Here is a 13,583-nt window from a genome sequence, read left to right as displayed (position 1 = left end):
ATGATCCGACTTGCCAACCTTGCCTACGCGCTGTCGCAGCAGCTCAACCGCATCGCCATGCGCGCCGCCGCGCTGTGCTTCGGCGCGATGCTCTGCGTGATGATGCTCCAGGTGGTGGCGCGCTACGTCTTCGCCTCTCCGCCGTTCTGGACCGAGGAGCTGGCGCGCTGGCTCATGGTCTGGGGCGGGCTGCTGGGCGCCTCGGTGGCGTTCCACACCCATGCCGACCCGGCGATGGTCCATCCGCCGAGCCACGTGATCTGGCGGCAGAAGGTCCAGGTCGTGGCCCGGTTCCTGGCCGCCTGGACCTTCTTCGCGCCGGTCCTGTGGTACACTTGGCCCTATCTCGAACGCCAGATCGGCCGCACCTCCGAGGGGCTCGAAGTCTCCACCGCCTGGATGGCCTCTGCCCTGCCCGTCGCGCTGATCCTGATCCTGTTCCACGGGCTCGCCGGCCTCGGCGCGCTCGTCTCGCCGAAGGTGCTCGAGCAGGAGATCGCCTTTGCCAAGAACACCGAATCCAACATGCTGGAGTAACCGATGAACCTTCTTCCGACCGCCGCCGCCGCGCTGCTTCTGGCCTCCGCTGCCTCCGCGCAGTCGATCAACGTGGCGCTGGATTCCAATCCCGACCGCGAACAGTCCGGCACCTATCGCTACGTGGACAACCTGTTCGCCGCGCTGGCCGAGGCGGGCTGGGACACCGAGACCTTCCCGCGCGACACGATCGGCGGCGAGGACGAGCGGCTCGACCAGATCCGCGCGGGCATCCTCGACCTGTCGATGTCGAACTATGCCGTGGCGACGCAGTTCGTCGAGGAGATGCGCGCGCTGCAGCTGCCCTACACCTTCGAGACCCCGCAGCACGAGTTCAGGTTCTTCACCGAGTCCGGCTATCTCGACGAGGTGAACGAGGAGCTGGCCGCCGAAGGCATGCGCATCATGGCCATCGTGCCGACCGGCGGCTTCCTCGGCATCTTCAACAACGAGAAGGAAGTCCGGACCGTCTCGGACATGGAGGGGCTGCGCATGCGGGCGCTCGACCCGAACCAGCTCGAGATGTTCTCGATGATGGGCGCCAGCGGCGTGGTCATCCCGTTCTCGGAAGTGCCGAACGCCATCCAGACCGGCATCGCCAACGGCTATGTCAACGCCTCGCTGGTGCCGCTGGTCTTCGGCCAGGCCGACCTGTTCTCCAATTTCACCGACGCCAAGGTGATCATGTCCGCCCGCCTCGCGCTGGCCTCCACCGCGTGGTGGGACGGCCTGTCCGCAGAGGAGCAGGCGAGCTTCGAGAAAGCCTCGGTCGAGGCGCTGGCCGAAGTCTTCGACTGGGTCGATGCCTCCGAAGTGGTCCACAAGCAGAATCTCGAAGAGGCGGGCATCGCGGTCTACGAACCCAGCGCCGAGGAGCTGGCGACGTTCCGCGAGGCGACCCTGCCGATGGCCGGGGTGTTGTCCGAGGTTCCCGCCGAGCGGATCGAAGAGCTGCGCAGCTTCGTCAACGACTACGCGCCGGAGTGATCTGCACTGCTCTCCGGACAGGGAAAGGGCGCCCCGCGGGGCGCCCTTTCTGCGTTCCGGCAGGGGTCAGAGGCTGAGGAAGCCCTCGACCTCCGACAGCGGCCCCGCCGCCTTCAGGGCGGCGATGTCGGGGCGGCGCGGAGCGAGATCGCCGAGGCCCGCGATCACCGCTTCCAGTTCGGCCGCCACGGCCAGAACGCCGAGGTCGTCATAGCGGCGCCCGACGATCTGAAGCCCGAAGGGCATGCCGTTCGCGTCATGGCCGCAGGGAATGGTGATCGACGGATGCCCCGCGAGGGTCGAGGCATAGGCCATGGCGAGCCAGTGATAGTAGCTTTTGGTCGCCACGCCGTCGATTTCGGTCGGATAGAGTTCGTGCCAGTCGCGCGGGCTGATCGTCACCGCCGGGGAGATCACGAAGTCATGGGTCTCGAACCAGGTCTGCCAGCGCTGGTGGTAGGCGCCCTGCATCGACAGCGCCTCGGCGATATCGTCCGGGGTGAAGCTGCGGCCTTCGATGATGTTCTCGGTGACGTTGGGGCCGACCTGCTCGGGATGGGCGTCGAGCCGCTTGCCGTGCATGCCGAGGAACAGGATGCCGCGCAGCACCGAGAAGATGCGGTCGGCGCCGGAGCAGTCGGGCGTGCCTTCGCCGGCGGCCGAGAAGAACGGCGCGATCTGCGGAACCACGCGGCGGAAGTGGTCGCGCACGATTCCTTCGGTGGGCGCGAAGCCGTAATCTTCGGTGAAGGCGACCCGCAGCGAGGACAGGTCGCGGCGCGGCAGGGCGGCGAAGCGCGCCGGGTCCCAGGCGGTGCGGCCGTCGACCACCGCGGTATAGGGATCGCGCATGTCGGGCCGTGCCAGCACCGACAGCATCAGCGCGGTGTCCTCCACGCTTCGGCCCATCGGGCCGGAGGTCGAGAGCGGGAAGAAGCCGATGCCGCGGGTATTGCCCGGCACGACGCCCGGCGAGGGCCGGTAGCCGACGACGCCGCAGCTGCGGGCCGGCGGAGAGATCGTGTTCCAGCTGCCGCTGCCGGGGCGCGGCCATGCCGGGGCGGCGCATCCCGAACGCCCCGAGGCGGTGGCCTTCGCCCGCCGTCCGGGGACCTTCGCGCTGGTGATCGACTGCCGCTCGGGTGCGGTGCTGGCCGAGCTCGAATCGCCGGAGAACCGCCATTTCATGGGGCATGGCACCTTCTCTGCCGATGGCAGCCTGCTCTTCACGCCGGAAAACGCCTATGATCTGGGCGAGGGGCGGATCGGCATCTGGGACGCCGCCGCGGGCTACCGGCGGATCGGCGAGTTCCGGTCCGGCGGCGTCGGTCCGCACGAGGCGCTGTTCCTGCCCGGCACCGGGGTGCTGGCGATCGCAAATGGCGGCATCGACACCCATCCCGACAGCGGTCGGGCCAAGCTGAACCTGCCGGTGATGAAGCCGAACCTCGCCTATGCGACGGCCGACGGCGAGATCCTCGAGACCGTCGATCTGCCGCCCGACTGGCACCTGAACTCGATCCGCCACCTGGCGGTGCGGTCCGACGGGCTTGTCGCGGCAGCGATGCAATGGGAGGGCGACATTGCCGTTGCGCCGCCCCTGCTGATGCTGCACCGCCGGGGCGGGGCGCCGGTCTTCGCCGCCTTCGAGGGCGATGCGCACCGGCAGATGCAGGGCTATGCCGGCTCGGTGGCGATGTCGCGGGACGGGCAGATGGCGGCGATCAGCTCGCCGCGCGGCTCGCTGGTGCAGTGCTTCGACGCGGAAACCGGCGCGCCGCTGCAGAGCCTGGCCGAACCCCGATGCCCGCCAGCTCGTCGCCCGAACGCAGCGGCGTGGCCGCCGCCATGGTGGCGCGCAGGTCGTCGAAAACGTGGCGCTCGCCGCCGATGGTGCTGCGGTAGAGGGTCATGTCCGGAGCCTTTCTGGTCAGTCCGGCGGCCGCAGGCTGCAGCCGCCGCTGTTGTCCCGCGCAGGGCCGCGCCGGGCTTGACCCGGCGCCTCCCGGTCAGCGGTAGGGATAGCCCGCCTTCTCCATGTTGGCGGCATAGGTCTTGAAGATCTCCACGACCTTCCCCGCGCGCTCCGACGAGCTGGCGACGTCGTCCCAGAAGCCCTCGGCATCCTTGGTGACCTGCGCCCATTCCTCGGGCGGCAGCGAGGTCAGTTCCATCTTCTCGCCCTCGACGCGCAGCTTCGCCTCGCCGCCCCAATACCAGACATCGCGGTAGTAATGGCTCTGGTCGATCGTCGACTTGAAGAGCTGCTGCAGATGCGGCGGCACCTTCTCCCAGCTGGCGGTATTGGCGAAATACGACCCGAACCAGGCGCCGGTGACCGAGTTAGTGAGCGCGTAGTTGCAGATATCCGCCCAGCCGACCTCATAGGCCTCGGTGAAGCCGCACCAGGCCACGCCGTCCAGCTCGCCGGTCTGCAGCGCGACCTCGACATCGTCCCACGGCACGGTGACCGGGATCAGCCCGTATTTCGACAGGAACCGCCCGGCGGTCGGCACGCCGAAGACGCGCTTGCCGCGCATGTCGGCGAGCGAGCGGATCGGTTCCTTGGTGAAGATGTGCAGAGGGTCCCAGGCGCCGGTCGACAGCCAGGTGACGTTGTCGACCTCGTCATAGGCCGACTTCCAGATTTCATCGAGGCCGTAATACATGAACATCGCCGGCACATCGAGCGAGTAGCGCGTGGCGAAGGGGAAATAGCCGCCGAAGACGCCGATATCGACCGGCGAGGCCATCGTGGCCTCGTCCGACTGCACCGCGTCGATCACGCCCGACTGCATCGCGCGGAACAGCTCGCCCGTCGGCACCAGCTGGTCGGCATAGTAGAGCTCGATCTCCATCTCGCCATTGGCGGCGGCGTTGAAGGCCTCGATCTGCGGCTTGATCACATGGGCGCCCAGCGGCGCACCCGAATAGGTCTGCAGCCGCCACTTGATCGGTCCGGTCTGCGCCACGACCGCCGGGGCCGCCAGCGCGCCCGCCGCCCCGAAGGCGCCGGTCGCCAGGAATTTCCGGCGCGAGGCCAGGATCTTCTCGGAGGGGGTCAATTTCTTTTCGGTCATTCACTTGCTCCCAGTTGGTTATGGTCAGCGCACGGCCGCGGGCAGCCAGAGCGCGATCTGCGGAAACAGCATCACCAGAGCGATCGTCGCGGCCATCATGATCACGAAGGGCCAGATCGAACGGTAGATGTCCGTGAGGGTGATCTCCTTCGGCGCCATGGCGCGCATCAGGAAGAGGTTATAGCCGAAGGGCGGCGTGATATAGGCGATCTGGCAGGTCATGGTGTAGAGCACGCCGAACCAGATCAGCTGGTTGTCGAATCCGAGATCGAGCATCTTGACGAGCGGCACGTAGAGCGGCGCCACGATCACCAGCATGGCGGTGTCGTCGAGGAACATCCCCATCACGATGAAGCTCACCTGCATCATGATGATCACCTGCCAGGGGCTCAGATCCCAGTTGTTGATGAACAGGTTCTCCAGCGCCCGGACGGCGCCGAGCCCGTCGAAGACCGAGCCGAAGGCCAAAGCGGCGAGGATCAGCCACAGGAACATGCAGGAGACGTTCAGCGTCTTGCGCGCGGTCTCGTGGATCAGCCGGAAGCTCAGCCGTCCCTTCACGGCGGCGGCCACGGTCGCGGCGGTGGCGCCCACGGCCGAGCTTTCGACCAGCGAGGTGACGCCCATCACGAAGAGCCCGGTCATCAGGAAGAAGATCAGGAACGGGATGATGCCCGCGCGCAGCAGCTTCAGCTTCTCGCTCCGCGGCATGTTCAGGTCTTCCTCCGGCACGGTCGGCGCCAGCGCGGGGTTCATCTTGGCCCGGATCACCACATAGACCACGAACATCGCCGCCATCAGCAGACCCGGGACCACCCCCGCCAGCCAGAGCTGGCTGACCGGCTGGCGCGCGATCATGCCGTAGAGCACCATGACGACCGAGGGCGGCACCAGGATGCCCAGGGACGAGCCGCCCTGCACCACCCCGGTGATCAGCACCTTGTCATAGCCCCGCCGCAGCATCTCCGGGAGCGCGATGGTCGCGCCGATCGCCATGCCCGCGACCGACAGCCCGTTCATCGCCGAGATGATCACCATCAGGAAGATCGTGCCGATCGCCAGCCCGCCGCGCACCCGTCCGAACCAGACATGCAGCATCCGGTAGAGATCCTCGGCGATCCCGGCCTCGCTGAGGATGTAGCCCATGTAGATGAACAGGGGCAGCGTCAGCATCGGGAACCAGTTGAACAGCTTGAACGCCGCCGAGAACGGGATCTCGACGCCCCCCGTGCCGTAGAGCATCAGCACCATGCCCGAAGCGACGAAGCCGATGGCGGCAAAGACCCGCTGCCCGGTCAGCAGGAGCACCATCATCGAGGCGAACATCAGCAGCGCGATCATCTCGTAGCTCATGCCAGGTCCTCCCCTTTGAGGAAGCCCACGGTCTTGGCGAGGATCGACAGCGACTGCAGGATCATCAGCACGATGCAGGCAGTCATCAGCGTCTTGATCGGGATCATCGAGGGATTCCACATCGAGAACCGCTTCTCGTTGGTCTGGATCGCGTATTCCAGCGACGAGACCGAGCCCCAGAGCAGCACGCAGAGATAGAAGAGCAGGCAGAGGATGGTCACCGCGTCGAGCCGCGCCTTGCCCTTCGGCGAGAGCCGTTCGTAGAACAGGTCCATGCGGACATGGGACTCGTTCTTCAGCGTCATCGCGCCGCCCATGAAGTAATAGGCGGCCAGCGTGAACTGGGTGAACTCGATGCACCAATGCAGCGGGATGTCGATCACGTTGCGGGTGACGGCATCCAGAAGCAGGACGGCGATCATCAGGAAGATCAGGTACATGGCCACTATTCCGACCCAGTCGGACAGGCGGTCCACGACCCGCACATAGGTTCTCACGGCGTTTGGCATCGCTCTAATCGCTACCCCTTGGTTTCACCGGACCGTCACCCCGGCGCCGTCCAGCGCATGGGCCAGCGCCCCTTCGGGGCGGCGGTCGCTGATCAGCATGTCCATCCGGTCGAAGCCGCAGACCCGGAAAGCCGCGCGGCGCCCGAACTTGCCGGCATGGGCCAGCACGATGACGTTCTGCGCGCGGGCGATCATCGCGCGCGCGATCTGCGCCTCGTGGACATTGGAATTGGTCGCGCCCTCGCGCGCCGAGACCGCCGTCACGGCCGAGATCGCATGGTCGGCGCGGTAGAGATCGATCTGCGCGATGGCGTCCGGCCCGGTGGTCTGGCTGTTGCCCGGCGCATAGCTGCCGCCGAGCAGGAAAATCTCGATCCCCGATTGCGCGCCGTGGCGGCCGAAGGTCTCGGCGACATGCAGGGAGTTGGTGATCACCTTCAGCCCGCGCAGCCCCGCCAGCCGCTCGGCCGCGATCGCCGTGGTCGATCCGGTGTCGATCATCACCGTGTCGCCCGCGCGGACCACCTCGCAGAGCTTTTCCGCGATCACCGCCTTGGCCAGCGGCTCCTCCTGCATCCGCGCCTGGAAACTGTCCTCGACGAAGTTCCGCCCCAGCGCCCGCGCGCCGCCATGGACCTTCAGGATCGTGCCCTCTTCGGCCATCTGCCCGAGATCGCGCCGGATCGTCTCCGGCGACACGTCGAAGAGCCGCGCCAGCGCGTCGACGCCGATCTCGCCGCTGCGCTGCACGAGCTTCGCGATCTCGCCCCTGCGATCCCTGGGCCTCATCCCCGACTCCGTTGCCGACCGTCGCGGGCGGCATCGCGCCGGCCGCGGGCCGCCCGGCCTCACGCTACCGCTGCCCGGCCCGTGCGCGTCAATGGAAATGCCCGGAAACTGCCCGCATCGATGCCGGAGCGGAAAATTTCATGACCATTCGGTCAAAATTTGCCCGAAAATTGGTCACAGCCAAGGCAGGTCCGGCCTCAGTTCCGACCGAGGCCCGAGGTTTTCCTGTCCGAGGAGGAGCTGACCGAGCGCTCCGATGCGCGCGATGCGCGGTCCTTCCCGTCGCGATCCCGGTCATTGGCCCGGTCACCGGAGCGATCGCTGGACCGGTTACTGGAACGATCACTGGAACGATCGTTGTCCCGGCCGCCGTCGCCGCCGTTGCGCCCCCCCGAGCCGCGGCCGGCGGAATTGTCCGCCGCTCCGTCGCGGCCCTGCCCGGAGCCTCCGTCCCCGGGGCGACCGCCATGGCCGAGGCCGGGGCCGCTGCCGCCCGCTGGAAGGCCGGAACGCCCCTCGGTCCGCTCGACGGCCTGCCGGTGATCATCAAGGACAACCTCGTGAGTGCCGGGCTGCCCGCCGCCTGGGGCAATGCGGAACTGGCCCGCCGGGTGCCGGATCATGACGAGCTGCCGGTGGCGGCCCTGCGCCGTGCCGGCGCGATCGTCACCGGCAAGGGCAACACGCCGGAATTCGCGGTCGAGGGCTATACGGACAACCTGACCTTCGGCGTGACGCGCAATCCCTACGACCCGGCGCTGACCCCTGGCGGCTCCTCGGGCGGCGTCGTCGCGGCGGTGGCCACCGGCAAGCAGGCCTTCGATGCGGCCTGCGCCGAGTGCCACGGAGAGAATGCCGCCGGCCGGCAGGGCTCCGGACCGCCGCTGGTGCATGTGATCTACGAGCCCGGCCATCATGCCGACCCCGCCCAGCCCGGCGTCACCCGCGCCGACGTGGCCGCGATCACCGCCTATGTCCGCGAATTGCAGCGCGCGAACGGGATCGACTGACATGACCTTCGACATCACCCGCCGCGGCTTCTGCGCCGGCCTCGCCGCCCTGCCGCTGGCCCGCCCGCGCCGAGCGGACAGGGACCGACATGGAGCAGGATGTGCGTCATGCGCCGTCATCGCCCGGCCAGGGTTAAGGCCGGGTTGCGCCGGACCGGACCGGGCAGCCTCCCCAATAGGTCGCAACCGCTGCGGCAGGGCTTTTCCCGGCGGGTTCCATGGGATAGCAGGCAGGGATGCTGAGCGTGACCGACCTGACCTGCGCCCGCGGCGGCGTGCCCGTGACCGAGGGCGTTTCCTTCCGGCTCGATGCCGGCGAGGCGCTGGTGCTGCGCGGGCCGAACGGGATCGGCAAGACGACGCTCTTGCGGGTGGTCGCCGGGCTGGCGCCGCCGCTCTCGGGCCATGTCGAGGGCGCGGAGCGGATCGCCTATGCCGGACATGCCGACGGCATCAAGGCGCAGCTTTCGGTGACCGAGAACCTGCGCTTCTGGGCCGCGGTCTTCGGCAGCACCGGCATCGCCCCGGCGCTCGACGCCTTCAACCTGAACGACCTGAGCGCGCGGCTCGCCGGAACGCTGTCCGCCGGGCAGAAGCGGCGGCTGGGGCTGGCGCGGCTGCTGGTCACCGGACGCCCGGTCTGGGTGCTCGACGAGCCCACGGTGTCGCTCGACGCGGCCAGTGTCGGGCTTTTCGCGGCGGCCGTGCGGGCGCATCTGTCGGGCGGAGGCGCCGCGCTGATCGCCACCCATATCGATCTGGGCCTGGCCGAGGCGCGGCTCCTCGATCTGGCGCCTTACAAGGCGAGGCCGCAGACCCGCGCCTCCGATTTCGACGAGGCCTTCCTGTGATCGCCCTCTTGGCGCGCGATCTCAAGCTCGCGGTGCGGGCGGGGGGCGGCTTCGGCCTGGCGCTGGCCTTCTTCCTGATCGTCACGGTGCTGGTGCCCTTCGCGGTCGGCCCGGACACCCAGCGGCTGCAGCCGATCGCGGCGGGCGTGCTGTGGATCGGCGCGCTGCTCGCGTGCCTGCTGTCGCTCGACCGGATGCTGGCACTCGACCACGAGGACGGCACGCTGGAGCTGATGGCGACCGCGCCGCTGCCGCTCGAGGGGGTCATCCTGATCAAGGCGGCGGCGCATTGGCTGACCACCGGCCTGCCGCTGACGCTGATTGCGGCGCCGCTCGGCGTGCTGCTGAACCTCGCTCCGCCGGGCTATGCGTGGCTGGTGATCTCGCTCGGCTGCGGCACCCCGGCGCTGAGCATGATCGGCGCCTTGGATCTTCCTGTCGCTGCCGGTCGCGGCGATCCAGATGTCGGCCTTTCTCGGCGGCATGGCGGCGGTGGGCGCGGTGACGGCGGCGGGCGCGATGGTGCGCCAGGGCGACCGGGTGCTGACGCTGGTGCTCTTGGGCGTGGTGATCGGGGCGCTGGCGGGGGCGGCGACGTCGCTCCTGAAGGTGATGGCCGATCCCTATGACCAGCTTCCGGCGATCACCTTCTGGCTCCTGGGCTCGCTGGCCTCGGTCACGGCGGCGGATATCCTGCCCGCGCTGCCGATGGTGCTGGCCGGGCTGGTGCCGCTGGCGCTGCTGCGCTGGCGGATCAACGTGCTGAGCCTCGGCGACGAGGAGGCCCGCGCGCTCGGCATCGAGGCGGGCCCGCTTCGGGCCGCCGCTGCGCCGCGCGGCCATGTAGCCGAATTCGAACCGGGCCACGCGCAGCCCTTGCGCGGCCAGCGCGGCGGCCATCCCGGCCATGAACTCCGTATCCATCGGCGCGCCCGCACCATGCGCCAGATGCCCAAGGCCCCCTCTCCGCCCATCCGGCCGCCAGCATCGCGGCAACGCCGCCGGCCTGCAAGCCCTGTCCGGCCGGTTCGAATCCGGCCATGCCTCCGCCCCGCGAAGCGCAGGCTCAGGGCAGGCGATGGCCCGCGCCGAGCGCTCAGCCGGCGCGGGCGCGCGAGGTCGCGCTGGCCAATGCCCAGCTCTCGGAACTGCGCGACCAGCTCGGCAGCCTGCAATTGCTGCTCGATGCCGCCGATGCGCGCGGCGATGCGGCAGAGGCCGAGATCGGCGATCTCGGCCAGCGGCTGAACACCGCGCTGGCGCGTGCCAACATGGAGGAGCGGCGCCGCGCCCAGCTGGAAGAGGCCGAGCGCAAGCGGCTGGAGGAAGAGGCGCAGCGGCTCGAGCGCTACCAGTCGGAATTCTTCGGGCGGCTGCGCGATGCGATCGGCGACCAGGAAGGCGTGCAGATCGTCGGCGACCGTTTCGTCTTCGACAGCGAGGTGCTGTTCGATGTCGGCCAGGCCGAGCTGTCGCCTGCGGGCCGCGAGGAGATCGCCAAGGTCGCCCAGCTCCTGCAGGAGGTCGCCGCGGTGATCCCGCCGGGCATCGACTGGATCGTCCGCGTCGACGGCCATACCGACGCCATCCCGATCCGCTCCAGCCGGTTCCGCGACAACTGGGAGCTCAGCCAGGCCCGCGCGCTGTCGGTGGTGCGCTTCATGATCGACGAATACGGTTTCCCGCCCGAGCGGCTGGCTGCGACCGGTTTCGGCGAGTTCCAGCCGGTCGATCCTGCCGGCACGCCCGACGCCCGCGCCCGCAACCGCCGCATCGAGCTGAAGCTGACCGAGCGCTGAGCTCAGTCGGTCAGGGTCAGCGCGATGTCCCGGCTGTCGATCACTGCGCCGTTCCTGCGCCAGTCGACCCGGCCGCGATACCTGCCNGGAAGGCTTGCGCCTGAGTCTTTTCCAGCAACACGGTGCGGTCGATGACCTCGCCGCCGGGCCCCTCCAGAACGAAGCGGATCGCATCGCCCGCGCGGGCGCCGTAGCCGAAGGCCCAGAGGACAAGCGCGGGATCCTTGCGCGCGGCTTGCGCGAGCGGACGCGGGCGACCAGCTCGCGCGGCTCCACCGGCTTCACCAGATAGTCGTCGGCGCCGAGCTCCAGCCCGACCACGCGGTCGGTGACCTCGCCGCGGCCCGAGACGATGATCGTCGGGATGGCGAGGTCGCGCATCAGGTGGCCCACCACGCTCAGCCCGTCGCCGTCGGGCAGGCCGAGATCGACGAGGCAGACATCCGGGCGCACCCGCGACAGCCGCGCGACGATATCGGCGCGCCGGGCGAAGCGCTCGACCTCGAAACCGTGTTCTTCGAGCGACCGGCGCAGCACGGCGGCCACGTCGCTGTCATCTTCGAGCAGGAACACCAGCTGCGCCATCAGGCCTTCTCCTCCAGGCAGGCAATGCGGTTGGCCTCGGCGGCGATGGCGGCGGCAAGGGCGGGACGTTCGAAGGGCTTCCTCAGGAACGGAATCGCCGCCGCGCCGGTCTCGGTCGAGGGCACCTCGCTATGCCCGGTCATCACGACGACGGCAATCTCGGGCCGTGCGGCACGCAGCCGCCGCGCCAGTTCGCGCCCGTCGACGGCACCGGGCATGGCGACATCGGTCACCACCAGGTGGATCGCCGACACCGCGTCGAGCGTTTCCTCGGCCTCCTCGGCGCTGGCGGCTTCGATGATCGGGTAGCCCAGATCTGCGAGCTGGCGGCGGATCACCCGGCGCACCTCGGGATTGTCCTCGACCAAGAGCGCCAGCCCCGGGGCCTCTCCGGTCAGCACGATCCCGTCCTCCTCCTCCGCCTGCGGCAGCACCGGCGCGCAGACCGCGGGCAGGAAGATGTCGAAGCGGGTGCCGCGGCCCTGCTCGGTGTCGAGCAGGATCGCGCCCTCGGACTGGCGGACGAAGCCGTAGACCATGGCCAGGCCCAGCCCCGAGCCGCCGCCATCGGTCTTGGTCGAGAAGAACGGCTCGAAGGCGCGCGCCGCGGTTTCCGGCGGCATGCCGGGCCCGTCATCCGAGACCGAGATCCGCACGTAGTCGCCGGGCTTCAGCTTCAGCGATTCCGCCTCGGCCGCGCCCAGCGTCTGGCGCCGCGTGGCCAGCTCGATCCGGCCGCCGTCCTTGAGCGCGTCGCGGGCATTGATCGCGAGGTTCAGAAGCGCCATCTCCAGCTGTCCGGGATCGACGAAGGCCGGTTTCGAGCCGCCGCGCAGCCGGGTGGAGATTTCCACGTTGTCGGGCAGGGAGGGGCGCAGCAGCTTCACCAGCTGGCCGATCGCGTCCTCGACATCGACCGCCGAGGGCTGCAGCGCCTGGCGCCGCGCCACCGCCAGCAGCCGCCGGGTGAAATTGGCGCCGCGCCGTGCCGCGGCAAGCGCGGGCTGGGCCAGTTCGCGGGTGACCTCGGTATCGCCCAGCCGGTCGCAGAGCGGCACCAGGTTGCCGATGATCACCGTCAGCAGGTTGTTGAAGTCATGCGCGATGCCCGAGCTGAGCTGCCCCAGCGCGTCCATCTTCTGCGCCTGCAGCGCCGCGGCGGTCGCCTTCTTCAGCCGGGTGATGTCGACCGACAGCAGGTAGAAGCCGCAGGGCGTGCCGTCGCCGGGCCGGTCGGGGCGCAGGAAGGTGCGGATCTCGATCACCCGGCCGGAGGGCAGCGTCACCGTCATCTCGTAATCCACCGGCACGCCCTGGCGGGCCTGCTCGAAGAACGGCCGCGAGAAATCCAATGTCTCGGATTTCAGGATGTCGTCGCAGGTCAGGCCGAGGATTTCGGTCGGGCTCAGCCCGTAGGCGCGGGCGAAGCGGATATTGGCGAAGCGGATGCGCATGTCGCGGTCGACCTGCGCGATGCCGGCGGGCACGTTGTCGGCGATCAGGCGCAGCCGCTCCTCGCTGAGGCGAAGCGCCGCGGTGCGCTCGCGGATCAGCCTCTCCTGGACCTCCTCGCGGCTCTTTTCGTTGGTGATGTCGGTATAGACGGTGACGAATCCGCCCGTCGTCATCGGCACGCCCTCGACGCGCAGGATGCGGCCGTCGGGGCGGGGGCGCTCGAAGAGATGCGGCTCGAAAAGCCGCGCGCGCTCGACGCGGGAGCGGATCTGGTCCTCGGTGTCGCCGGGACCGTATTCGCCGCGTTCCGCATTGTGCCTTATGAAGATTTCGAAGGGCGCGCCGGGATAGGCGAGGTCCTCCGGGAAGCCCAGCAGGTCGATGAAACGCTTGTTCCAGCCGACCAGCCGGAGATTGCGGTCGAAAATCGTGATGCCCTGGTCGATATGATCGAGCCCGGCCTGGAACAGCTCGTCTGCGCGCTTCTCGCCCTGCGTTGCGTGGTACATCGCCCTCTTCCCTCGGGTCATAGCAGTTTAGGCCATTTTCGGGCGCCGCGAAGACCCCGTTACAATTCGTAAGGTTTGGGAAAATCTTGGGAAACATCGCCGCGCCACACATTGTGCAA

The 13,583-nt window shown here is 68.8% G+C and carries 11 protein-coding genes and 4 pseudogenes; 8 read left to right on the top strand and 7 right to left on the bottom strand.

Features of this window, described 5'->3' with window-relative positions:
* Positions 1 to 537: a TRAP transporter small permease gene (locus C7T91_RS29465; protein WP_108263392.1), complete on the top strand. Its 537-nt coding sequence runs from the start codon at positions 1 to 3 to the stop codon at positions 535 to 537.
* A 3-nt stretch (positions 538 to 540) separates the two neighbouring features.
* Complete coding sequence (locus tag C7T91_RS29460; RefSeq protein ID WP_108263391.1) at positions 541 to 1,524, top strand: TRAP transporter substrate-binding protein; 984 nt, start codon at positions 541 to 543, stop codon at positions 1,522 to 1,524.
* Positions 1,525 to 1,590: 66 nt separating this feature from the next.
* Here C7T91_RS29460 and C7T91_RS29455 read toward each other — a convergent pair whose 3' ends face one another.
* Positions 1,591 to 2,487, bottom strand: a complete 897-nt coding sequence (locus tag C7T91_RS29455; protein WP_236638586.1) for an amidase family protein — start codon at positions 2,485 to 2,487, stop codon at positions 1,591 to 1,593.
* Positions 2,488 to 2,545: 58 nt separating this feature from the next.
* On the opposite strand from C7T91_RS29455, the gene C7T91_RS29450 reads away from it, so the two are divergent.
* Positions 2,546 to 3,583 (top strand): DUF1513 domain-containing protein, encoded by a 1,038-nt coding sequence (locus C7T91_RS29450; protein ID WP_236638585.1) that lies wholly within the window; start codon positions 2,546 to 2,548, stop codon positions 3,581 to 3,583.
* Here C7T91_RS29450 and dctP read toward each other — a convergent pair.
* Genes dctP through C7T91_RS29425 form a run of 4 tightly spaced genes read right to left on the bottom strand, consistent with a single transcriptional unit; the run spans position 3,534 to position 7,255 of the window.
* Positions 3,534 to 4,568 carry a TRAP transporter substrate-binding protein DctP gene (dctP, locus tag C7T91_RS29440; protein WP_201742303.1) on the bottom strand — a complete coding sequence of 345 codons (1,035 nt, stop codon included), beginning with the start codon at positions 4,566 to 4,568 and terminating at the stop codon, positions 3,534 to 3,536. The two genes, C7T91_RS29450 and dctP, sit on opposite strands and share 50 nt — an antisense overlap.
* A 60-nt stretch (positions 4,569 to 4,628) precedes the next feature.
* Positions 4,629 to 5,957, bottom strand: coding sequence for a TRAP transporter large permease (locus tag C7T91_RS29435; protein ID WP_108263388.1), 1,329 nt, complete (start codon positions 5,955 to 5,957; stop codon positions 4,629 to 4,631).
* The gene (locus C7T91_RS29430; protein ID WP_201742299.1) at positions 5,954 to 6,454 is read right to left on the bottom strand and encodes a TRAP transporter small permease subunit; all 501 of its coding nucleotides are present in this window, start codon (positions 6,452 to 6,454) and stop codon (positions 5,954 to 5,956) included. Before C7T91_RS29430 ends, C7T91_RS29435 begins: the two co-directional genes overlap by 4 nt.
* Before the next feature lie 36 nt (positions 6,455 to 6,490).
* Positions 6,491 to 7,255, bottom strand: a complete 765-nt coding sequence (locus C7T91_RS29425; RefSeq protein WP_108263386.1) for a DeoR/GlpR family DNA-binding transcription regulator — start codon at positions 7,253 to 7,255, stop codon at positions 6,491 to 6,493.
* Positions 7,256 to 7,395: 140 nt separating this feature from the next.
* Between C7T91_RS29425 and C7T91_RS38810 the strand changes: the two genes are divergently transcribed.
* The 5 genes and pseudogenes from C7T91_RS38810 to C7T91_RS29395 form a co-directional block, all read left to right on the top strand.
* Positions 7,396 to 8,265, top strand: a complete 870-nt coding sequence (locus C7T91_RS38810; RefSeq protein WP_330848907.1) for an amidase family protein — start codon at positions 7,396 to 7,398, stop codon at positions 8,263 to 8,265.
* A gap of 236 nt (positions 8,266 to 8,501) precedes the next feature.
* Positions 8,502 to 9,116 (top strand): heme ABC exporter ATP-binding protein CcmA, encoded by a 615-nt coding sequence (gene ccmA, locus C7T91_RS29415; protein ID WP_108263384.1) that lies wholly within the window; start codon positions 8,502 to 8,504, stop codon positions 9,114 to 9,116.
* Positions 9,113 to 9,565: pseudogene (ccmB, locus tag C7T91_RS29410) on the top strand (heme exporter protein CcmB); the annotation flags it as partial. The gene ccmA and the pseudogene ccmB, both read left to right, overlap by 4 nt.
* 13 nt (positions 9,566 to 9,578) lie before the next feature.
* Positions 9,579 to 9,881, top strand: a pseudogene (locus tag C7T91_RS37430) (iron chelate uptake ABC transporter family permease subunit); the annotation flags it as partial.
* Between the two features lie 347 nt (positions 9,882 to 10,228).
* Positions 10,229 to 10,915 (top strand): annotated as a pseudogene (locus tag C7T91_RS29395) (OmpA family protein); the annotation flags it as partial.
* A gap of 255 nt (positions 10,916 to 11,170) precedes the next feature.
* On the opposite strand, the pseudogene C7T91_RS40190 reads toward C7T91_RS29395, so the two are convergent.
* Together C7T91_RS40190 and C7T91_RS29380 are read right to left on the bottom strand one after the other, a co-directional pair.
* Positions 11,171 to 11,500, bottom strand: a pseudogene (locus C7T91_RS40190) (response regulator transcription factor); the annotation flags it as partial.
* Positions 11,500 to 13,464 carry a hybrid sensor histidine kinase/response regulator gene (locus C7T91_RS29380; protein ID WP_161556161.1) on the bottom strand — a complete coding sequence of 655 codons (1,965 nt, stop codon included), beginning with the start codon at positions 13,462 to 13,464 and terminating at the stop codon, positions 11,500 to 11,502. The gene C7T91_RS29380 and the pseudogene C7T91_RS40190, both read right to left, overlap by 1 nt.
* Positions 13,465 to 13,583: the final 119 nt, after the last annotated feature.

This window comes from Mangrovicoccus ximenensis (genome assembly GCF_003056725.1).
In the GTDB taxonomy this organism is placed as follows: Bacteria; Pseudomonadota; Alphaproteobacteria; order Rhodobacterales; family Rhodobacteraceae; genus Mangrovicoccus; species Mangrovicoccus ximenensis.
The sequence above is the reverse complement of the archived record's forward strand: the minus strand, read 5'-3'. Positions and strand labels throughout refer to the sequence as shown.